Source organism: Chryseobacterium cucumeris, from assembly GCF_016775705.1.
Taxonomy (GTDB): domain Bacteria; phylum Bacteroidota; class Bacteroidia; order Flavobacteriales; family Weeksellaceae; genus Chryseobacterium; species Chryseobacterium cupriresistens.
This window is the reverse complement of sequence record NZ_CP068760.1, coordinates 3,880,337-3,902,442: the sequence shown is the minus strand read 5'-3', so window position 1 is coordinate 3,902,442 and position 22,106 is coordinate 3,880,337. Positions and strand designations below refer to the sequence as shown.

The following is a 22,106-nucleotide window of genomic DNA, read 5'->3' as shown; positions in this document are numbered from 1 at the left end:
AACAATTAATGAATTATGCCTTTAGAGATTTATATTTGATTATGAATAAAAAGCAAATTATCTGGCTTCAAATTATTTACTGGAGCTTCAATTTCATAGGAACTGTCATCACTCCTAATTTTTTTGTTCCGGAAACTAACCGTCGGGAAGTACACATTCTGAGGGTTACTTTTTTTATGGTGAAAATTGTGACATTTTATATATCGTATTTCTTTATTTTCCCAAAAGTTTTTAAACTTGAGAAACTGTATTCGGCAGTTTTTGTTTTTATGCTGACCCTGTTATGTTTTGCCAGTATGAGATACGCTTTGGAAGAAATGATTCTGCCTTCTACTCTTGGCTTCCGGAATTATGATGAAGAAACCGGACTTCTCTACTATTTTTTCGATAATATTTACAACAGCTCTCTGACTACTTTCATTGCCGGTATTCTATGGATACTGGAGAAGTATGGAGTGGCTGAAAATGATAAAAAGCAGCTTCTGATCGAAAAGAAACAGGCTGAACTTCAGGCTCTGAAAACCCAGATCAATCCTCATTTTATTTTTAATTCTTTAAATAATATCTACTCGCTTGTCTATCAGAAATCGGATAAGGCGCTTCCGGCTATTGAAGAACTGGGGCAGCTGCTGAGGTACAGCACGAAAGACCTTGAAAAAGATTCCATTTCGCTTGATAAAGAAATCGGATATATTGATAGTCTTATTGCGCTGGAGAAACTCAGGATCAGAAATCCGGAACTGCTGATCATAGAGAAAAATATTCAGCATCCTCACCTTAAAATTTCTCCGATGCTACTGGTTCCTTTCGTGGAAAATGCCTTCAAACATGGGGATTTTCGTGATAAAGGTTTTGAAATGAAAATCTCAGATCATCATAAAGTTCTGCATTTTTATCTTTTAAATTTTAAAACACAGAAAATGAAAGATACTGTTTCAGGAATAGGAATTCAGAATGTGAAAAAAAGACTGGAAATTCTGTATCCCAAACACCAGCTTGAGATCAAAGATTCGGAAACGGAATTTATTGTAGATTTAAAAATTGATTTAAGGGATGAATAAGTTAAAATGTATTATCGTGGATGATGAGCCGCTGGCCATCTCACTTCTTGAACATTATGTGGAAAAAATTCCTTTTCTTGAACTGGTTTTTTCTACAGAAAATCCGATTCACGCCCTTGAATACCTTAAGAAAAATGATTCAGATCTTATCTTTCTGGATATTCAGATGCCAGAGCTTACGGGAATCAATTTTATGAAAATTGTAGGAACCCATCAGAAATATATTTTAACAACAGCCTATTCGGAATATGCATTGGAAGGCTATGAGCATAATGTCGTGGATTACCTTCTGAAACCTGTTTCTTTTGAAAGATTTCAAAAAAGTGTTTTAAAGGCTCAGGAGCGTTTTTCTTTTCCACAGGAAGAAAATACTCATTTCTTTGTAAAGTCTTCAGGGCAGAGGCATCGCGTAAGTTTCAATGAAATCCTGTATATTGAAAGCATCAAAGATTATGTTAATATCCGTACAGAAAATGATGAATATATCGTTCTGGATACGCTTAAATCTATGGAAAGCCAGCTTCCTGAAAAATTTGTAAGAATTCATAAATCTTTCATTGTCAATCTGGATAAAGTGAAAAGTATCGGGGCTAAAAAAGTGATTCTTCCTGATGATGAGATTCCTATCGGAGAAAGCTATAGAGCAGGTCTTCTTGATAGAATTTCATAATAATCATATGAGAGCTACAGGTTTCTAAAACCTGTAAGGTTTGGAATAATGTACCACAAAGTTCAGCAAAAGAAATTTTAAGACATTTAAAATAAAAAAGACGGCTTCAACTGAAGCCGTCTTATATTAATTAATCTAACAATTAATCTTATTTTTCCTGTTGTTTGATCAGGTTCAGCGCAGAACCAGCTTTAAACCAATCAATTTGCTGATCGTTGTAAGTATGGTTCGCCATGATGATATCTTTAGTTCCGTCAGTATGAATGAACTCTAAAGTAAGTTGTTTTCCCGGAGCGAACTGATCAAGATCTAAGAAATTAACAACATCATCTTCCAAGATCTTATCATAGTCTGCTTCATTAGCGAAAGTGATTCCAAGCATTCCTTGTTTTTTAAGGTTGGTTTCATGAATTCTCGCGAATGATTTTACCAATACAGCTTTCACTCCTAAATGTCTTGGCTCCATGGCAGCATGCTCTCTTGAAGAACCTTCACCATAATTCTGGTCTCCTACAACGATTGTTGGAATACCAGCCGCTTTATAAGCTCTTTGTACAGCCGGAACTTCACCGTATTCACCGGTTAATTCACTTTTAACTTTATTGGTCTCCATGTTGTAAGCATTCACTGCTCCAATCAACATGTTGTTTGAAATATTATCCAGGTGACCTCTGTATTTCAGCCATGGTCCAGCCATAGAAATGTGGTCGGTAGTACATTTTCCGAAAGCTTTGATCAATACTCTTGCTCCTGTAATGTTTTTACCGTCCCATGCCGGAAATTCTTCCAATAACTGAAGTCTGTCTGAAGTTGGGCTTACATTCACAACAACTTTAGAACCGTCCTCTGATGGAGCCTGGTATCCGTTGTCGTCTACAGCAAATCCTTTTGAAGGAAGTTCGAAACCTTTAGGCTCGTTAAGTTTTACCTGTTCACCTGCTTCGTTAGTTAATGTATCCGTAATCGGGTTGAAATCCAATCTTCCTGAGATCGCTACAGCAGCTACCATTTCAGGAGAAGCTACAAATGCATGGGTATTTGGGTTACCGTCAGCTCTTTTCGCAAAGTTTCTGTTGAAAGAGTGGATAATAGAGTTTTTCTCTCCTTTTTCCGCACCTTCTCTGTCCCATTGTCCGATACATGGTCCACAGGCATTGGTAAAAATTCTTGCGTTTTCAAATTTTCTGAAAGAATCCAGGAATCCGTCTCTTTCTGCTGTGAATTTTACCTGTTCAGAACCTGGATTGATTCCCAGGATAGCTTTAGGTTTAACGCCTTTTGATACTGCATCTTCTACAATGGAAGCCGCTCTTGATAAATCTTCATAAGAAGAGTTGGTACAAGAACCGATAAGCGCCCATTCCACTTCTAATGGCCATCCGTTAGCTTCAGCTTTAGCTCTGAATTCAGCAACAGGAGTCGCTAAGTCCGGAGTGAAAGGTCCGTTTAAGTGAGGAGTCAGTTCAGAAAGGTTGATTTCTATTAATTGATCGAAATATTGTTCAGGGTTAGCATATACTTCAGCATCACCTGTTAAGTGCTCTGCAATTTTATCAGCGGCATCTACTACGTCCTGTCTTCCTGTAGCGGAAAGATATCTTCTCATAGAATCATCATATCCGAAAGTAGACGTGGTAGCCCCGATTTCAGCACCCATGTTACAGATCGTTCCTTTACCCGTTGCGGAAAGAGATTCTGCACCTTCACCGAAATATTCCACGATACATCCTGTACCTCCCTTTACGGTAAGAATTCCGGCAACTTTTAAGATCACGTCTTTTGCAGAAGTCCATCCATTCATTTTACCGGTTAATTTTACTCCGATAAGTTTAGGCATTTTAAGTTCCCAGGCCATTCCTGCCATTACGTCTACCGCATCAGCACCTCCTACACCAATGGCAACCATTCCCAGTCCGCCGGCGTTTACCGTATGCGAGTCGGTACCAATCATCATTCCTCCGGGAAATGCATAGTTTTCCAGGACAACCTGGTGAATAATACCTGCTCCCGGTTTCCAGAATCCGATTCCGTATTTATCACATACAGAGCTTAAGAAGTTGAATACCTCGGAGTTTTTGTTGATCCCTTCCTGTAAGTCTTTATCAGCACCTACTTTAGCCTGGATAAGGTGATCCGCGTGCGCAGTAGAAGGAACAGCCACTTTAGCTTTTCCTGCCTGCATAAACTGTAAAAGTGCCATCTGTGCGGTAGCATCCTGCATCGCTACTCTGTCCGGTGCGAAGTCCACATAAGAGTTTCCTCTTTCATACGCTTGTGTAGCATTTCCTTCCCAAAGGTGGGTGTAAAGGATTTTTTCTGAAAGGGTAAGAGGTTTTCCCACAATTTGTCTTGCTGCTGCAATTCTTTCAGGGTAACGTTCGTACACCTTTTTGATCATATCAATATCAAAAGTCATATCGTATTTTAGTTTTGTTCTTGTTCTTTTAATGCTTCTTTCTCTGATGTTGAAAAAGAAAATCACTTATCTATGCATCAAAAAACGTTCCTATAATCCATAAACAGGGCATTTTTGATTCTGAAATCAATAGATTTTATAACTTTCAATTTAAGAAAAATTAGAATTTATTTTCCAGCTTTTATCGAAAAAAAAACGTAACTATCATAAAATAGAAACGTTCTAAACAAAAAAATGGAAGATTTTAAATCCTTAAGGACTAAAATCTTCCAATAATATAGTTATTCAATAGTCTTGCGACTTATTATCAATCTCTTAGTGAGCGCTTGTACTTGTTAATTCTTTAATAGAAGGAACAAAAGTAGTAAGGTCAATTCCCTCAACAGCAGTTTTATACTCATCGATGCTAGGAATTCTTCCGATGATTGCGGAAAGAACAACAACGGGAGTTGAAGCAAGCAGGGATTCTCCTTTTTTACGTTCAGAATCTTCAACTACTCTTCCCTGGAAAAGACGGGTAGAAGTTGCTAAAACAGTATCTCCTTTAGCTGCTTTTTCCTGGTTACCCATACAAAGGTTACATCCCGGGCGCTCAAGGTACATTACGTTTTTGTACTCTGTACGTGCTTCTCCTTTTGGAGCGTTGTCATCAAATTCAAAACCGGAATATTTTTCCAGTAATTCCCAGTCTCCTTCAGCTTTTAATTCATCAATGATATTATATGTAGGAGCTGCCACTACAAGCGGAGCATTGAATTCTACTTTTCCTTGTTGCTTTTCAAGGTTTCTCAACATCTGGGAAACGATCTTAAGGTCTCCTTTGTGAACCATACAGGATCCTACGAAACCAAGGTCTACTTTTTTCTCACCTCCATAGTAAGAAAGGTCTCTGATGGTATCGTGAGTATATCTTTTAGATACATCGTCATTGTTTACGTCCGGGTCAGCAATCATTGGTTCAACAATTACATCAAGGTCTACAACAACTTCAGCATAATATTTAGCGTTTGCATCAGGAGTCAAAGCAGGTTTTTCACCTGATCTGATTTCTGCAATTCTCTTATTTGCTTTGTCAATTAATCCCTGAAGAACTTTGTTGTGATTATCCATACCCTTGTCGATCATGATCTGGATTCTGCCTTTTGCAATTTCCAGTGATTCGATCAAAGTATTATCTTCAGAAATGTTGATAGAAGCTTTTGCCTTCATTTCAGCAGTCCAGTCTGTAAATGTAAATGCCTGGTCAGCAGGAAGTGTTCCGATATGAACCTCAATGATTCTACCCTGGAATACATTTTCTCCTCCAAACTGCTTTAACATCTGAGCCTGCGTTGCATGAACCACATCACGGAAATCCATGTGAGGCTTCATTTCACCTTTGAAAGTTACTTTTACAGATTCAGGGATCGGCATGGATGCTTCACCGGTAGCCAATGCAAGCGCTACAGTTCCTGAGTCAGCTCCAAAAGCAACTCCTTTAGACATTCTGGTGTGAGAGTCACCACCAATAATGATAGCCCACTCGTCTACAGTGATATCGTTAAGAACTTTGTGGATAACGTCAGTCATGGCGTGGTATTCACCTTTCGGGTCACGGGCTGTAATCAGTCCGAACTCGTTCATGAATTTCATCAGCTTAGGAATGTTAGCCTGAGCTTTTTTATCCCAAACAGAAGCCGTGTGGCATCCGGACTGATAAGCACCATCTACGATTGGAGAAATCACAGTTGCTGCCATTGATTCTAATTCCTGAGCGGTCATCAAACCTGTTGTATCCTGAGATCCAACAATATTAACCTGTACACGAACGTCAGAACCGGCGTGCAGAACTTTTCCTGGGGTAGTTCCCACAGCATTTCTGTTGAAAATCTTTTCTACAGCAGTAAGTCCCTGTCCTTCATGAGAGATTTCTTTTGAAGGAGCAAAAACCGTCGGCGCTTCAATACCTAAAACCTGAGCAGCAAATGTCTGTAGTTTTTTACCAAATACGACCGCGTAAGATCCTCCTGCTCTGATGAATTCCATCTTTTGCGGAGTGAAAGATTTGGTAAGGTCGATCAGTTCCTGGTCGCCGTTGTATAATTTCTTTTCTTTTGTATTGATTGTTAAAACAGTTCCTGTTGCTACTGAATATGCTTCTTCAAGAACAATGTCACCGTTTTCATTACGAACCGGGTTCCCGTTTTCGTCAACTTTCTTTACCCAGTTTTTAAGGTCAATACCGATACCTCCGGTAACGTCTACTGTGGTAAGGAAGATCGGAGAAATACCGTTTGTTCCTCCTACAATGGGAGCAATGTTGACGAATGGTACGTATGGGCTTGCCTGTTTTCCTGTCCAAAGAGCAACATTGTTTACTCCTGACATTCTGGATGATCCTACACCCATTGTTCCTTTTTCAGCGATCAGCATAACGCTTGCATCAGGATGCTTTGCCTGTAAAGCTTTGATTTCTTCCTGAGCTTCAGGAGTGATCATACATTTACCGTGAAGTTCACGGTCTGATCTTGAGTGAGCCTGATTACCAGGAGAAAGTAAATCTGTAGAAATATCTCCTTCACCAGCAATATAAGTAACTACTTTAATTTCTTCAGCAACTTCAGGAAGTTTAGTGAAGAATTCAGCTTTTGCGTAGCTTTCAAGGATTTCTTTTGCAATTTCGTTACCGCTGTTGAATGCTTCTTTCAGACGGTTCGTATCTGCTTCATAAAGGAAAACCTGAGTTTTAAGAACGTTGGCAGCTTCTTTAGCAATAGCTGCATCATTACCTAAAGCAAGGTCCAGCAGCACCTCAATAGAAGGTCCGCCTTTCATATGAGACAATAATTCAAAGGCAAATGCCGGGGAAATTTCTTCTACTACGGATTCACCCAGAATAATTTCTTTTAAAAATTTTGCTTTTACTCCCGCTGCACTCGTAGTTCCGGGTAGTGTGTTATAAATGAAAAATTTAAGAGAGTCCGGTCGGTCAGCATTATCTGAATCTTTAATTTGTGCAATGATTTCGCTTAGTAATTCAGCACCATCAATTGGCTTTGGATGAAGCCCCTGGGTTTTTCTTTCTTCAATCTCTTTGATGTAATCCTTATAAATACTCATAATAGAAGGTCTTTCAAAATTAAAGCTAGGTCAGCTTTTTCTTTACCGGTGTGTATAAATACAATTAATGACATTTTGAGTTCTCGCATTTTGATGCAACATTAACCGAATAAAGTCAGCATAATCCACACTTTTTCAAAAGTTTTTTAAAATTATCAAACATTTCAAAATGTCCCCAAAATTACGAAATTTTACAATTTTATAAGAATGAAATTATTTAGATTCTTTATAAATATGAATTTTATAATATCTATTTTTGGTCGTATTTTTGTAATCAAATGGAGAATATGAAAAATATCCTGAATGTTTTATGTGTTTTTATTTCGATTTTCGTTTTCTCGCAGACCAAATCTGTGAAGAAAATTCCTGTGAAAAAAAGAACAAAAAGCACGGTTAAAAAAGCAGCTTCAGCCAGCAAACCTAATGCTGATCTGGTAGTGATCAATAAAGATCTTCCTGTTTTGATTCCTAAGAAAAAAGGAGATCAGTTCGGGTATGTCAATCAGAACGGGAAATTTATTATTCAGCCGGAATATCATATTGCCGTATTTTTTTATGAAGACTGCAACCTTCTGAATTCTCCTAATGAAAAAGTGAGAAAATTTGGAACAAAAGACTATGCTACGGTGGAGAAAAATATGATTTCTTACCGCATAGATAAGTCTGGTAAGAGAGTCTATCAGTTCAAAGATACCGATTTTGGAAAATGTAAATTTGAAGAATATAAACAACAATTATTCCAGGCGTATATCCTTAATGGTTTTTATGGAATCATTGAAAAATCAAAATTTGTAAATGCCGCCGACTACAGACAGTATCAGATCTATCCACAATATCAGTATCTTTTTATTCTTGAGGGTGATGATGTTGCGAATCCGATGATTGTTGCCTCCAATAATGATAAATTCGGTATTATTGATGTTAACAATAAAGTGATTATTCCGTTTGAATATTCCAATATTAAAAGAAACTTCAGCTGGAAACTGGGTAAAATGTTTGAAGTGACAAAAGACGGCTCAAATTACTATTATATCGATGCCAACAACAAAACTTACTAAATAATTATAAATGATGAATGATGAATGATGAATGATGAATGATGAATGATGAATGATTCATTTGATAACTCCTATTTTTCGTAGTATTTTTCAATTACGTAACCCGCAACCTAACAACCCACATCTCGCACCTCGCAACCCACTATCCCGCATCTCGAAACCCAAATTCCAATTCATATATTTTTTGTAATTTTGCAACTGAAATAAAGGGGTGCTTTAACAGGCTGAGATTATACCCAATGAACCTGGAACAGGTAATGCTGTTTAGGGAATTGAAAATGTACCAATGAAACAGTATAACAATATACCAATTGCTAGACTGTTAAATTAATAAAATTGTTACATTATTGCTCAACCCCTTTTATTCATTAAATGTTAAAGATTTATAGAATGAAAGGATTATTTTTTTTAGGACTTACCGTAGGAGCTGCGGCTTTTATACAGGCTCAGAATAAAGATTCCCTAAAGGTGAGGGAAATTGAAGCAGTCAACTTTACCAAAAGGCTTCCGGTAGCAAAGGAAATCGTCAATGTACAGAAAGATCTGGACAGTAAGAATCTGGGACAGGATCTTCCTATTCTTTTGAAAAACCAAACTTCCATTATTTCGACGTCAGATGCCGGAAACGGGGTAGGATATACCGGTTTCAGAATCCGTGGAGTTTCAGGAAGTGCCATCAATGTTATGATGAACGGTGTTCCATACAACGACTCTGAAAGCCAGGGAACCTTTTTTGTCAACGTTCCGGATTTGACAAGTTCTGCCTCACAGATTGTCATTCAGAGGGGAGTAGGAACTTCCAATAACGGGGTTTCTGCCTTCGGAGCAAGTATTAACGTACTTTCTAAGGATCCTGAAGAGAAATTTTATTTTAAAACGGATGACAGCTACGGTTCATTTAATACTTACAAATATTCAGCAGAAATAGGTTCCGGGAAATTCTGGAAAAACCGACTTTCTGTGATGGGAAGATATACTCATATTCATTCTGACGGATACATCGACAGAGCTTCATCCAACTTACATTCTTATAATTTCACTGCTTTATTTGAAGAAGGAAATACGAAATTACGTTTAATGGCTTTTGGTGGAAAAGAGAAAACGTATCAGGCATGGAACGGGATTGACCGTAAAACCTGGGAGACTGATCCCAAATTCAATATTTCAGGGGCCATTTACGATGCCAGTTGGGAGAATATTGTAAGTTTCTATGATAATGAAACGGATAACTACAGACAGAATCATTATCAGTTGCTGTGGGAACAGAAGTTCAGCGACCGCTGGAATCTTGAAACCACATTTCACTATACAAAAGGAAAAGGATATTACGAAAATTACAAGCAGGGAGATCCGTTTTCAAGATATAACCTTCCCAATATAACAGAAGGAGGACAAACGATAAAATATTCAGACTTTATCAGAAAAAAATGGCTGAATAATGATTTCTACGGAATGGTTTCAACACTTTACGGGAAATTTGAAAATCTCGATCTGAACTTTGGAGCTGTGGTCAATCAGTATTACGGAAGACACTATGGAAATGTTACCGGTGTGTTTTTCCCTCTGATTGATGAAAGCGAATATTATAGAAACCGCTCTGTAAAGAATGAAGTGTCTGGTTTTGCAAAAGCTTTACTAAGATTGGATAATTTTGAATTCTTTGGTGATTTGCAGCTCAGAAAAATCAATTACAACACAAAGATTCTGACGGTTGGTGATGGTGAAGGAGCAGATTTAAGTAAAAACTGGCTGTTCTTTAATCCAAAAGCCGGAGTAAATTACAGAATTGACGGAGGTAAAATATTCCTTTCCTACGCCCACGCCCATCGTGAACCCAACAGAGATGACCTGATGGCTAATAACGATGTGAAAGCCGAAAAACTTCACGATATTGAAGCCGGTTTTGAAAAACAGTTCGGAATTGTTTCTTTTACTGCGAATGTGTATTATATGTATTATGTGAACCAATTGGTTCTAAACGGAGAACTTAATAATGTAGGGGCATTTATCAGAACAAATTCAGGGAAGAGCTACAGAAGAGGTATTGAGGTCGGTGCTTTGGCAAAATTATCCAAACAATGGGAGGTTTCCGGTAACGTAACATTAAGCCAGAACAGAAACCAGGATTTTAATATTCAGAATGGTGATGTTCCTAAAAGCCTTGGAAATACTCAGATTTCATTTTCTCCGAATGTTATAGCCAATTTAGGCTTGAAATTCAGTCCTACAAAAAATTTCCAGTTTGCTTTAATGAATCAGTATGTTGGAAAACAATATCTGGATAATACCGAAGATGCCAATCTGCAGCTTAAAGATTATTTTCTTACAGATTTCAATGCTCAGTACCAGTTTAAAATTGCCAATAATGAAATTGCATTGAAGCTGTTGGTGAATAACTTGTTCAATAAGAAATATGTTAATAACGGATCTGTTTATGATGGGCAGCCTTATTATTTTTCACAGGCAGGAACGAACTTTATGTTTGGAGTAAGTTGGAAAATTCAGTAATCGACAAATCGGTGTTGGCTTTTTAGTAGATTTACCATTTTTAAACTTAAAAAAAGCAGTTTAAATAACAGTATATCTGTTTTAATACAGAATAATCAAAAGACTGTTCCGGCAGTCTTTTTTATATCCATTAAATATTACAAAAAGTCCCGAAAAAGTTATAAATTTGCTGCCAAATGAATATTTCAGCATATATTTTAGAATACTTAAAACAATTTGGAACTGCCACAGTTCCAGGCTTTGGGGTGTTTTCACTGAAAAATTCTAAGGCAATTATCAATTCTGAAAACGGAAGCATCTTGCCTCCGGCCAGCCAGATTGAATTTGCCATAGATTATGAAGTCCGGGCTGAAGACCTTACTGCTTTTATTGCAGAACAAAAACAGATGTCTCTGGAAGCTTCAAGAAGTGATCTTAAAATTCAGACTGATTTTTGGAAGAAAAAACTTCAGGCGGAACAGGTTCTTGACATTCAGAATCTTGGAACCGTTTTCATTGAAGAAGGACATACCCATTTCAAAGGAAAAAGGATAGAATCCGGACGTCCGGATTTTTACGGATTGGAAGAAATCAGATTTTCAGATATCAATAACGGGGAAAAAGTAAATGCTTCTGTGAATCGTGAAAAGGATTTTAAATTCAAAAAAACAATTCTTTGGCTTTTCCTTCTGATTATCCCGGTTCTTGGAATTGTATACCTGGCGTTTACCCAGCAGGAACTTCTTTTCGGAAAAAAATCTTTCAATAATGTTTCCGTACAAACTTCTACCCATAGGATCGTAAAAGATACGGTGAAGATGAAAGTACATACTCCGCAAACACCCGTTGTAGATTCTTTGAAAAAAGATTCATTAGTAAAACCCGCCGGAAAAGTAAAACAATCTGCTCCGGCTGTCCCAAACAACACTAAGACTAGATGGCAAAAATAAAAAAAGCGTCAGAATCTCTGACCATTATGACCAATATCGTTCTTCCGAACGAAACCAACTCTTTAAGAAACCTTTTCGGTGGTGAGCTTTTAGCAAAAATGGACCGTTGTGCGTCTATTTCAGCAGCAAGACACTGTGAAAGAAGAGTAGTAACAGCTTCAGTAAACCACGTATCTTTCAATCACCCTATTCCGGAAGGAGGTGTAGTTGTACTGGAATCTAAAGTTTCCAGAGCATTTTCTACTTCCATGGAAGTGTATGTAGATGTATGGTTGGATGATCCAATCAACCAGAAGAAAGTTCATACGAATGCCGGGATTTATACTTTCGTTGCAGTAGATGAATTCAACCGTCCGATTCCTATTCCGGAAATGATTCCTGAAACAGATGAGGAGAAAGAAAGATTTGCAGCGGCATTCCGTAGAAAAGAACTTTCATTAATCCTTTCCGGAAGAATGAAACCTTTGGAATCTGTAGAGCTTAAAAAACTATTCCAGGAACCACAGGAGTCTAAGAAAGACAAGAAATAAAACACAAAAAACACAAATGGCTGGCACAAATTTTCACAAATGGTTTGTGCTCAGTCAGATGAAAAAAAATAAGCAAAATGGATATTTCAGAAAATGATATATCAAAAATAGTCTACGAAGCTGGATATATAGTTCATAAGGCATTAGGACCAGGACTTTTGGAAAGTGCTTATGAAGAATGTCTGTTTTATGAATTAAGTAAACATGATATTCTTGTAGAAAGACAAAAACCGATGCCATTAATGTATGATGAGGTTAAAATGGATGTTGGTTATAGACTTGACTTTTTGATTGAGAAAAAATTTGTATTAGAAATCAAATCGATAGAATCATTACAAGATATTCATCTAGCACAAATACTTACTTATCTTCGCTTAAGTAATTGTAAACTTGGAATGTTGATCAACTTCAATACACTTCAGTTTAAAAATGGTGTTAAGAGAGTAATTAACGGTACTTTATAATTTGTGCTATTTGTGAAATAAATTAGTGACATTTGTGTTTAAACTATGAAAATACTTCTTTTAGATAAAAACCATCCTCTCATCACTGAACAGCTTTTGGCTAAAAATTTTATCCTGGAAGAGGATTTTACATCGTCTTATGATGAGGTTTGCGATAAAATTGAGAACTACGACGGAATTATCATCAGAAGCCGTATTCCATTAGACCGGAATTTTCTGGAGAAAGGGAAGAATCTGAAGTTCATTGCAAGAGTAGGGGCCGGAATGGAAAATATTGATATCCCTGTTGCTGAAAAACTGGGAATTCAATTGATCAATTCTCCTGAAGGAAACAGAGATTCCGTGGCCGAACACGTTGTGGGAATGCTTCTGGTAATTATGAACAGACTTTTTATTGCTTCCCAGGAGGTGAAAAATGGAATCTGGAAACGTGAAGAAAACAGAGGAGATGAGCTGTTGGGAAAAACAGTGGGATTGATTGGCTATGGTAACATGGGAAAAGCTACTGCAAAAAGACTTTCAGGGTTCGGATGTAAGGTGATTTTCCACGATATTCTTCCTGATCGTTCAGATGAATATGCAACACAGGTCTCACTGGAAGAACTGAAACAGTCTGCAGAGGTCGTAAGCCTGCATATTCCTTTAACTTCAGAAACCCACTATCTTATTGACGAAGCTTTCATTGCAGAGATGAAAAACGATTTTTATTTTGTCAATACGGCAAGAGGAAAAAATGTAGAAACTAAAAGTTTAGTACAAGCATTGAAATCAGGGAAAGTAAAAGGTGCATGTCTGGATGTTTTGGAATATGAAAAATCTTCTTTCGAGAACATTGAATCAGAAAATGAAGATCTGAAATATCTTCTTGAATCAGAAAAAGCCATTGTTACACCCCACATTGCCGGATGGACCCATCAAAGTAAAGAAAAACTGGCTCAGTTTATTGTAGATAAGATTGTAGCTTCACATTGTTAAGCTAAGCAGTATAAAAAAGAGAAAAAGACGAATTTACGAAGTGAATTCGTCTTTTTTTATTAATTTCGAGTTATTAACTTTTATATAATCATGATCTGGACTCCAATATCCATTGAAGAAATTTTTGAAAAGATTTATTCAACAGAAAAAGATTTAAATGGCCATCTTTTAAATTTTTGGGATTTAATCAAAATAAACCCTGAAAAATGGTACGAAGAAGAGTATGGACAGGAAGGAGGTGGTTTCTGGGTCGTAGGGGGCAAGCGGGTCCTTCCATTGGATAAGCTTTAGATTGTGAGGAAGAGAATTTATTTCCTCAGCTTTTTACTTATTTACTTTCCCGATTTTGTCATTTCGCATTTTTAATTCTCTATTCATTTATGTTAAATAATTCATAATATCCACCTCTTGTTTATTATTTATTTTGAGTTTTATTAAATTGCCGCTCATTTTTGAATCTCATGACGACGCGTAATTTTGTACTTATCCTAACTGTTCTTTTATCTATATTTTCCTGTAAAAAAAAGGCTGAAGCTAAAGAAGTTTCTGCTGAAAATGCAACCAATCTGCCCAACTATGGAAATGTAGATCTGGGTGATATTTTTACAAAAGGTGACGGGCAGCTCTTGAACAGACAAACTACCGTAAGCTATATAGACCAGTATTATAAAAAAATATGGGAAGGAGGAGATCTTAGCGGCGGAATTCTTGTTGCCAAAGGAGATGAAATCCTTTACGAAAATTACAGAGGTTTCGGAAGAGAAGGAAACCAGATGCCAATCGACAAAAATACACCGTTGCATGTAGCGTCAGTTTCAAAGACTTTAACGGCAATGGCAATGATGAAGCTGATAGAGGCCGGAAAAATAAAATTAACGGATCATCTTACTCAGTTTTTTCCGGGGTTTCCATACCCGAATGTTACCGTTCAGACCTTGCTGGACCAAAGAAGCGGTCTTCCGAAATACGAATATTTTATCACCAAAATACAGCCAGCTCCGGCAGAACTTTCAAAACCTTTCATTACCAATGAAGATGTTTTGAATATGATTATCAAGTATAAACCAGATCTGGCAAGAGATACGGATACAGGATTCATGTATTGCAATACGAATTTTGCTTTATTGGCTTTATTAATTGAGAAAGTGACTAAAACTCCTTTCCCTCAGGCGATGAAAGAAATGGTTTTCACACCATTGAAAATGAATAACACGTACATCTTCCAGGAAAAAGATATCCCTACAGCTTCACAGTCTTTTTATTATGGAGGAAGTAAATTGTATCCTTTAGACAGACTTGATCTGATTTACGGAGATAAAAATGTGTACACTACGCCAAGAGATTTGTACAACTTCTCAAAAGCAATGTTTTCCAAAAATTTCCTGAAACCGGAACTGATGCAGATGGTATTCACTCCTTACAGCAATGAAAAAGCAGGAATGAATAATTATGGATTAGGATTCAGAATGAAAATATTTGATAATGGCGAGAAGCTGACCTATCACAACGGATGGTGGCATGGTACAAACTCTGTATTTGCCCATCTTTTAAAATCTAAGGTTACCATTGTAGCTATTGGTAATAAATATTCAAACAAAGTATATACGGCTCTTGCATTGTCCGGTTTATTCGAAGATTTCCCTTTGCAGAAGGAAAAGCTGCATACCGTTATGCACGACAATAAAGATACTTTGAATTCCGGACAGGAAGTTTTTGGAGAATAATGTTTACTTTTGCCTAAACATTTTCATGAAAAGGTTTCTTTTATTACTCATTATCTGTTTTCTTGTACATTCATGTGCAAGAGTAGGATCTCCTGTGGGAGGGCCTAAAGATACCCTGGCACCCAAGTTTTTAAGCTCAAACATTGATACAACAAGAATCAATGTCAAAAGAGATATTCGTGAACTCCGTCTGGATTTTGATGAATATGTGACATTGAAGGATATCAATAAAAACCTGATTATTTCACCTCCTATTAAAGGAATAACGAGAATACTTCCATCGAATATTGCCAACAAATTTGTTCTGATTCAGTGGACAGATACCCTTCAGGCCAATACCACCTATAATTTCAATTTTGGAAATTCAATTGTTGATAATAACGAATCTAATATACTAAGGTATTTCAATTTTGCTTTTTCCACAGGAGACAAATTGGATGATTTGTATATCAGTGGTGAAGTAAAGGATGCCCTCGATACTAAAAAGAAAACCGGAACTACAACAGAAAATAAGCTAGTGGTAGGATTGTATCAGGTAAAAGACACCATGGATTACAAGAAAAAGCCTTACTATATCACTAAGGTAGATGAAGATGGATATTATGAATTAAACTATCTTACTCCTGGAAAATATAAAATTATTGCTTTCGAAGACGAGAACGGTAATTCAATGTATGATCCTGGAAAAGAAAAAGTTGGATTCCAGAAAGATCCGGTGAATGTTGAGAAATCCATTTCAGGATTAAACTTAAAAGTATACCCTTCCAAAAAACCGGTGAAGTATGTAGAAATGAAAGAGATAGCGGGAGGAGTTCTGATGACCTTTGAAGGAAATCCTGATGAAGTAAAAGTACAGTCGCTGAACGAGAAACTGAAGGATGTCAAAATAACACACAATCCGAAATCAGACTCGGCGAGAATCTGGTTTGATGCTGTAAAGGATAATGTGGGGCAGGAAGCAAATGAAAAGCTGATCTTCACCCATAATAAAGGTCCGAAAAAAGACAGTGCCTACAGTGTTTCTTTATTTTACAGATATAATAAGAAGAATGCTATGGATGTCTTTAGTGATAACGACGGAACCTCTATCGCTCCAAAGGCAGATTTAAAAATTGCATCAAACTATATTGTTGATAAAATTGATCCTTCAAAATGGACTTTAAGAGCCAAAGGAGACAGTTTAACAACTTTACCGTTCACTGCTAAAATCTCCGAAACAAATCCTTACCAGATTCATATTCAATCCGACTTTGTGATGGGCAAAAGCTATGAACTTACAGTTCCTAAGGAAACCGTATCTTCATTTTATGCCAAAAACACCCAATCAAAGCGTTTTGACTTTGATGTCGCCAAAGTAGATCAGTTTGGAAGTGTTGAGTTCTCTGTTTCCAATGCGCCGGAAGCAAATTATTGGATTCAGTTAATGGATTCTGACAAGGTAGCTTATCAGAAATATACTAAAGGAGATAAGGTAAAGTTTGATATACTCAGACCTGGAGAATATATTGTAAGGATTCTGGTGGATAATAATGGAAACAAATATTGGGACGAAGCAGATTTCGCGAATGATATTTTTGCTGAAGATGCTTATATTTTCTATAAAAAAGTTATTGTCAGAGCCTTATGGGAAACAAGAGAGGATTGGGATCTGAAAGATACCAGAACACTTGATAGTCCGAAATCACCAACTGTAACAACGCCAGCTCCGGCACCTGCCACTCCATCTCCGTCAGAAACTCCGGTGTCTGCAGAACCTGCAGCAACGAAGCAAGTGCAGAAAAAAGAATTTAAATCCGGCAATGCTGTTTTAACTCCAGCCAAGTAAGCAGATGAAGACGGCTAAGAAAATAGTATTCTGGACATTGGTGGCGTTTGCCCTGATTCAGTTTTTCCCTGTTGACAGGGTGAATAAACCCGTTGATTCTGCGGTTAACTTTGTTGATTCAAGGAAATCACCGGAAAAAGTAAGAGCGTTGCTTAAAAACGCCTGTTATGACTGCCATTCCAATGAAACGGTTTATCCGAAATATGCTTTTATCGCACCCATTTCATGGTCTGTAAAAAGCCATGTGAATGAAGGCAGGGAACACCTTAATTTTTCTACCTGGGGAACTTATAATAAGGATTTGAAGGAGAATATGCTGACTAAGTCTATTCAGACCATTCAGAATAAAACAATGCCGATGCCCGGTTATATTGTTTATCATAAAGAAGCCAATCTTTCAGAAGCTGAAAGAGCATTGCTGATTCAGTATTTTGAAGAAATGCTGAAGACTAAAACCTATTAGTTTCCACCATAAAAAAACTCCCGCAGATTTTACAAACAAGCATATTGTTTAAACAATAATCTGCCTGATCTGTAAAATCTACGGGAGAATATTTTACAAAAATTATTTCTTTATATAGCTCTCGAAAAATCTCTTCTGAGAATCGAAAGCGATATCTTCAAGATCCAGATCCTGTAAAGGAATCCAGACTGCTTCTGAGATTTCAGAGAGTTCAAGACTTACCTCAAATTTTTCCGGAACATTGTATTCATAAAAGAGATCGATTGTATTATAGTCAATTTCCTTATATTGATAAATGTTGGGAAGGCTGGTAATGTATTTCAGGTTAGAAATATTGATATCAAGCTGAAGTTCTTCAAAAAGTTCTCTTTTACAGGTTTCCTCTGCACTTTCTTTTGGATCAACAAATCCTCCGGCCAGGTCAAGTTTTCCTTTTTTAGGATCTCTGTTTCTTCTGGTAAGATAAATTTGGTCTCCACATCTGATGACAACTGCTACAGCACCTGCCACATTATTATACAAAGTAAAACCACATTCCGGGCAGCTCCATTTCTTTTCACCATCCCAGTGTAAGGACTCTTTGCCGCAGCTTGGGCAATATTTCAATAGTTTCATTGAGCAATATTAATATTTCTCGGGTGATAACTCAAAATAACATCCCTTAATTCTTCTGTTTTCAGGTGCGTGTAGATCTCCGTTGTTGTAATACTGGAATGTCCCAGCATTTCCTGAATATAACGTAAATCTGCTCCATTCTGTAATAAATGGGTTGCAAATGAGTGTCTGAATGTGTGTGGAGATATTTTTTTGTTAACCCCTGCTTTATCTGTAAGTTCTTTAATAATAAGAAATACAATTACCCTGGACATGGAAGTCCCGCGGCTGTTTAAAAACAGAGTATCTTCATATTTCTTATTGATTTTACCTTTAGAACGAACCTCTTTGATATAACTTTCAAGCAGATCAGCCGTATAATCAGCTAAAGGAACAAAACGGGTTTTGTTTCCTTTTCCGTGTACCTTGATATATTGCTCTTTGAAGTTGATATTGGATATCTTCAGATCGATCAGTTCGGAAACACGAAGTCCGCATCCATATAGTACCTCTATGATGCATTGGTTTCTTTTTCCAAGATCTGTATTGACCTCAATAGCAGCAATAATTTTGTTGATATCAGGCAGGCTTAAAGTATCAGGTAGATATAATCCCAGTTTAGGGCCTTCAAGTAACGCCGCAGGATTGTCTTCACGATATTCATCCTCCAGCAGAAATTTGAAGAAAGCTTTGATGGAAGATATCCATCTTGCCTGTGATCTCTCACTGAATTTCTGTTTGGAAAGATTGAAAATGTATTCCTGCAGGTTTTCGTAACCGATGGAGTCTGGACCGACGTTTTCCAGATCCTCTTCTGCGTAATCTTTTAATTTCTTAATGTCCCGAACGTAAGCGTCGAGCGTGTTTTCTGAAAAATTTCTTTCGAAACGAAGAAATATTTCAAAATCTTTGATCTTTTCATCCCAAGTCATTTGTGCTTATTTTTTTAGTTCACAGTCCGATATTTGTTCTATTTCAATATTATGGTTCCTCAGGAACGATATTCCATCGTCATCCGAATACTCATTAATGTACACCAGTCTCGTAATCCCCGCCTGCAGAATCAGCTTGCTGCATTCTTTGCAGGGAGACAGCGTTAAATATAACGTTGCTCCTTTTGCAGATTGGGTAGAGGCCGCCAGCTTTAATATAGCGTTGGCTTCCGCATGCAATACGTACCAGTGTGTTTTCCCGTCTTCATCTTCACAGCAGTTTTCGAATCCCGAAGGAGTCCCGTTGTAACCATCTGAAATAATCATCCTATCTTTTACGATAAGAGCTCCCACCTGTTTTCTCTTACAGTAGGAGAGTTTTGCCCATTCCTGAGCCATTTTTAGATAAGCTTTATCAAACTTATTCATACCGCAGCATTGTTTTTTTTTCGAAATAATTTGGATTAAAATCTTTTAGAAAGATTTAGAAGTTAGGTTTTCTCTTCTCTAGAAACGCAGTAACTCCTTCTTTCTTATCTTCCATTTCAAAAAGTTCCCCGAAATATTTGATTTCAGTTTCAAAACCTTTCTCCGTGTCAGATAAATTCACGGCGTTTATAGCCTTCGATATTGCCATTGGTGAATTGTAGGCAATCGTGTTTGCTAATTCTCTCGTTTTGGTTAATAATTCTTCAATAGGGTAAACTTCGTTCACCAGTCCGATCTCTTTTGCTTTTTGAGCAGGGATCATTTTGGCAGAGAAGATCATTTCGTTGGCAATACCTTTTCCTACAAGCTTGGGAAGCCTCTGAGTTCCTCCATATCCCGGAATCAATCCAAGTGTTACTTCAGGAAGTCCTAATCTGGCGTTTTCCGATGCATATCTGATGTGGCATGCCATAGCAAGCTCCAAACCTCCTCCTAATGCAAAACCGTTTACGGCTGCAATGACAGGTTTAGACATGTTTTCAATTTTGTTGAACAATGTATTTTGTCCGTTTCTTGCAAGTTCTTCAGCTTTTTCCTGTCCGAATTCACTGAATTCCTTGATATCAGCGCCTGCTACAAAAGATTTTTCTCCACTTCCGGTAAGGATAATGACTCTGCATGAAGTGTCAGTGTTAAGCTCATCCAGTGCGGTGCTGATTTCCTGAATTGTTTTTGCATTTAAAGCATTTAAACTCTCAGGTCTGTTTATGGTAATGATAGATAATTTATCTTCTTTTTTTAATAATATGTTCTCGTAACTCATTTTTCCACTTTAAAATATCATCCTTTGCAAATTATGAATTTTTTACAAAAAAAAGGAAAAAATATTATTTTTTTTTCCTTTTTTTTAATTTATCATTCAATATGATTATTTGGAATGATTCATCATATTTGCATCAATATTGACATTTAGTTGAGAAGCCACTTTCATGCCAAGCTCAATGTTGGCGCGGAAAAAGTGACATAACTGCCGGTTGATAATCTCATCTCTTTTTGGCCCTGTGATACCATTCATGCTGCCTACAATATTTTTGATCAAATGATCTCTGTCCTCAGCATCCATTGCTTTTGAATACAACAGTCCCGGTTGGGTATAGTGATCACTGTCGTTGTCATTTCTGTTGTAGCTGGCAACATGAGCACTGTCCAGCTCGTATTCGTAGTTTTTATAAGATGAATCCGGCTTGATGTCATCAAAACTGTTCGGATGATAATTCGGTTTGTCCTGATAGTGGCTTGAATCTGCCATAAAACCGTCTCTTTGGTAATTGTTGACAGCAAAAGGACATCTGTTCACTTCCAGCTGATGAGCATTGACACCTACTCTGTAACGGTGCGCATCAGGATAGGAGAATAATCTTCCCTGAAGCATTTTATCAGGAGAGAAGCTGATTCCGTTAACTAAGCTGCTAGGTGAAAAAGTAGACTGTTCCACATGGGCGAAATAATTAACAGGTATTTCGTTAAGCTCCATTTCTCCTACCTCAATCAGAGGGAAATCATCATGGAACCATACTTTGGTCACATCAAACGGATTCCATCTGAAATCTTTTGCCTGTTCTTCTGTCATCACCTGAATGTACATCGTCCATTTAGGGAAATCCCCATTTTCAATGGCATTGCAAAGATCTTCCTGAGCAAAATCAGGGTTTTCTCCTGCCATTTTTACGGCTTCTTCATCCGTGAAATTTTTGACGCCTTGTTTTGTTTTAAAATGGAATTTCACCCACACCCTTTCATTTTTATCATTGATCATGGAGAATGTATGAGATCCGAAACCATGCATATGTCTGTAACCATATGGAGTTCCTCTGTCTGACATCAATATCAGAACCTGATGAAGCGACTCCGGATTTAAGCTCCAGAAATCCCACATCATCGTGGCGCTTTTTAAATTGGTTTTCGGGACTCTTTTCTGAGTATGAATAAAATCCGGGAATTTTTTTGCATCCTTAATAAAGAATACGGGCGTATTGTTTCCTACAAGATCCCAGTTTCCGTCTTCAGTATAAAATTTTAAGGCAAAACCTCTTGGATCCCTTGCCGTATCCGCGCTTCCTTTTTCGCCTCCCACCGTGGAAAATCTTGCGAACATTCTGCACGAGTTTCCTACTTTTGAAAACAGTTTAGCTTTCGTGTACTGGCTGATATCATGCGTTACGGTGAATGTTCCGTACGCTCCGCTTCCTTTGGCATGCACAATCCTTTCAGGAATTCTTTCCCTAACGAAATGCGCAAGATTCTCCTGAAGAATAAAGTCCTGCAGCAATACCGGGCCTCTTGGTCCTACCGTCTGTGAATCCTGATGTTCAAAATAAGGTGCGCCGTTACTTAACGTTAATTTTTTAGAATCCATATAATTGATGATT

At 37.4% G+C, this 22,106-nt stretch carries 19 protein-coding genes and 1 riboswitch; of the genes, 12 read left to right on the top strand and 7 right to left on the bottom strand.

Features of this window, described 5'->3' with window-relative positions:
• The first annotated feature begins 41 nt into the window (after positions 1-41).
• Positions 42-1,061, top strand: a complete 1,020-nt coding sequence (locus JNG87_RS17420) for a sensor histidine kinase (protein ID WP_202839948.1) — start codon at positions 42-44, stop codon at positions 1,059-1,061.
• Entirely contained in the window at positions 1,054-1,731 is a 678-nt protein-coding gene (locus tag JNG87_RS17415) for a LytR/AlgR family response regulator transcription factor (RefSeq protein ID WP_202839947.1), read from the top strand. The genes JNG87_RS17420 and JNG87_RS17415 overlap by 8 nt, the downstream gene beginning before the upstream one ends.
• A gap of 148 nt (positions 1,732-1,879) precedes the next feature.
• On the opposite strand, the gene JNG87_RS17410 is transcribed toward JNG87_RS17415, so the two are convergent.
• Positions 1,880-4,147, bottom strand: coding sequence for an aconitate hydratase (locus tag JNG87_RS17410; RefSeq protein WP_110009967.1), 2,268 nt, complete (start codon positions 4,145-4,147; stop codon positions 1,880-1,882).
• Between the two features lie 315 nt (positions 4,148-4,462).
• Positions 4,463-7,246: a bifunctional aconitate hydratase 2/2-methylisocitrate dehydratase gene (locus JNG87_RS17405; protein ID WP_202839946.1), complete on the bottom strand. Its 2,784-nt coding sequence runs from the start codon at positions 7,244-7,246 to the stop codon at positions 4,463-4,465.
• Positions 7,247-7,533: 287 nt separating this feature from the next.
• Between JNG87_RS17405 and JNG87_RS17400 the strand changes: the two genes are divergently transcribed.
• The 10 genes from JNG87_RS17400 to JNG87_RS17355 all read left to right on the top strand — a co-directional run bounded on the left by JNG87_RS17400 (position 7,534) and on the right by JNG87_RS17355 (position 17,722).
• Positions 7,534-8,304 (top strand): WG repeat-containing protein, encoded by a 771-nt coding sequence (locus JNG87_RS17400; protein WP_238349612.1) that lies wholly within the window; start codon positions 7,534-7,536, stop codon positions 8,302-8,304.
• 197 nt (positions 8,305-8,501) lie between these two features.
• Positions 8,502-8,593, top strand: a riboswitch (TPP riboswitch).
• Positions 8,594-8,694: 101 nt separating this feature from the next.
• Positions 8,695-10,812, top strand: coding sequence for a TonB-dependent receptor (locus JNG87_RS17395; protein WP_202839944.1), 2,118 nt, complete (start codon positions 8,695-8,697; stop codon positions 10,810-10,812).
• A gap of 176 nt (positions 10,813-10,988) precedes the next feature.
• Entirely contained in the window at positions 10,989-11,741 is a 753-nt protein-coding gene (locus JNG87_RS17390; RefSeq protein WP_202839943.1) for a hypothetical protein, read from the top strand.
• Positions 11,729-12,271, top strand: a complete 543-nt coding sequence (locus tag JNG87_RS17385) for an acyl-CoA thioesterase (protein WP_002983813.1) — start codon at positions 11,729-11,731, stop codon at positions 12,269-12,271. The genes JNG87_RS17390 and JNG87_RS17385 overlap by 13 nt, the downstream gene beginning before the upstream one ends.
• A gap of 77 nt (positions 12,272-12,348) precedes the next feature.
• Positions 12,349-12,735, top strand: coding sequence for a GxxExxY protein (locus JNG87_RS17380; RefSeq protein WP_262908323.1), 387 nt, complete (start codon positions 12,349-12,351; stop codon positions 12,733-12,735).
• A gap of 45 nt (positions 12,736-12,780) precedes the next feature.
• On the top strand, positions 12,781-13,710 hold the full coding sequence (locus JNG87_RS17375) for a 2-hydroxyacid dehydrogenase (protein ID WP_202839942.1): 930 nt from the start codon (positions 12,781-12,783) through the stop codon (positions 13,708-13,710).
• A 90-nt stretch (positions 13,711-13,800) separates the two neighbouring features.
• Positions 13,801-14,001 carry a hypothetical protein gene (locus JNG87_RS17370; protein ID WP_202839940.1) on the top strand — a complete coding sequence of 67 codons (201 nt, stop codon included), beginning with the start codon at positions 13,801-13,803 and terminating at the stop codon, positions 13,999-14,001.
• Positions 14,002-14,171: 170 nt separating this feature from the next.
• Positions 14,172-15,434 carry a serine hydrolase domain-containing protein gene (locus tag JNG87_RS17365; protein ID WP_202839938.1) on the top strand — a complete coding sequence of 421 codons (1,263 nt, stop codon included), beginning with the start codon at positions 14,172-14,174 and terminating at the stop codon, positions 15,432-15,434.
• A gap of 25 nt (positions 15,435-15,459) precedes the next feature.
• On the top strand, positions 15,460-17,259 hold the full coding sequence (locus tag JNG87_RS17360) for an Ig-like domain-containing protein (RefSeq protein ID WP_202839935.1): 1,800 nt from the start codon (positions 15,460-15,462) through the stop codon (positions 17,257-17,259).
• Between the two features lie 4 nt (positions 17,260-17,263).
• Entirely contained in the window at positions 17,264-17,722 is a 459-nt protein-coding gene (locus JNG87_RS17355; RefSeq protein ID WP_202839934.1) for a heme-binding domain-containing protein, read from the top strand.
• Between the two features lie 102 nt (positions 17,723-17,824).
• Here JNG87_RS17355 and JNG87_RS17350 read toward each other — a convergent pair whose 3' ends face one another.
• The 5 genes from JNG87_RS17350 to JNG87_RS17330 form a co-directional block, all read right to left on the bottom strand.
• Positions 17,825-18,337 carry an NUDIX hydrolase gene (locus tag JNG87_RS17350; protein ID WP_202839932.1) on the bottom strand — a complete coding sequence of 171 codons (513 nt, stop codon included), beginning with the start codon at positions 18,335-18,337 and terminating at the stop codon, positions 17,825-17,827.
• The gene (gene xerD / locus JNG87_RS17345; RefSeq protein ID WP_110009878.1) at positions 18,334-19,248 is read right to left on the bottom strand and encodes a site-specific tyrosine recombinase XerD; all 915 of its coding nucleotides are present in this window, start codon (positions 19,246-19,248) and stop codon (positions 18,334-18,336) included. The genes JNG87_RS17350 and xerD overlap by 4 nt, the downstream gene beginning before the upstream one ends.
• Before the next feature lie 6 nt (positions 19,249-19,254).
• Positions 19,255-19,677: a deoxycytidylate deaminase gene (locus tag JNG87_RS17340; protein ID WP_007844123.1), complete on the bottom strand. Its 423-nt coding sequence runs from the start codon at positions 19,675-19,677 to the stop codon at positions 19,255-19,257.
• A 55-nt stretch (positions 19,678-19,732) separates the two neighbouring features.
• On the bottom strand, positions 19,733-20,500 hold the full coding sequence (locus JNG87_RS17335; RefSeq protein WP_202839930.1) for an enoyl-CoA hydratase/isomerase family protein: 768 nt from the start codon (positions 20,498-20,500) through the stop codon (positions 19,733-19,735).
• A gap of 105 nt (positions 20,501-20,605) precedes the next feature.
• Positions 20,606-22,093 carry a catalase gene (locus JNG87_RS17330; RefSeq protein WP_202839929.1) on the bottom strand — a complete coding sequence of 496 codons (1,488 nt, stop codon included), beginning with the start codon at positions 22,091-22,093 and terminating at the stop codon, positions 20,606-20,608.
• Positions 22,094-22,106 lie beyond the last annotated feature (13 nt).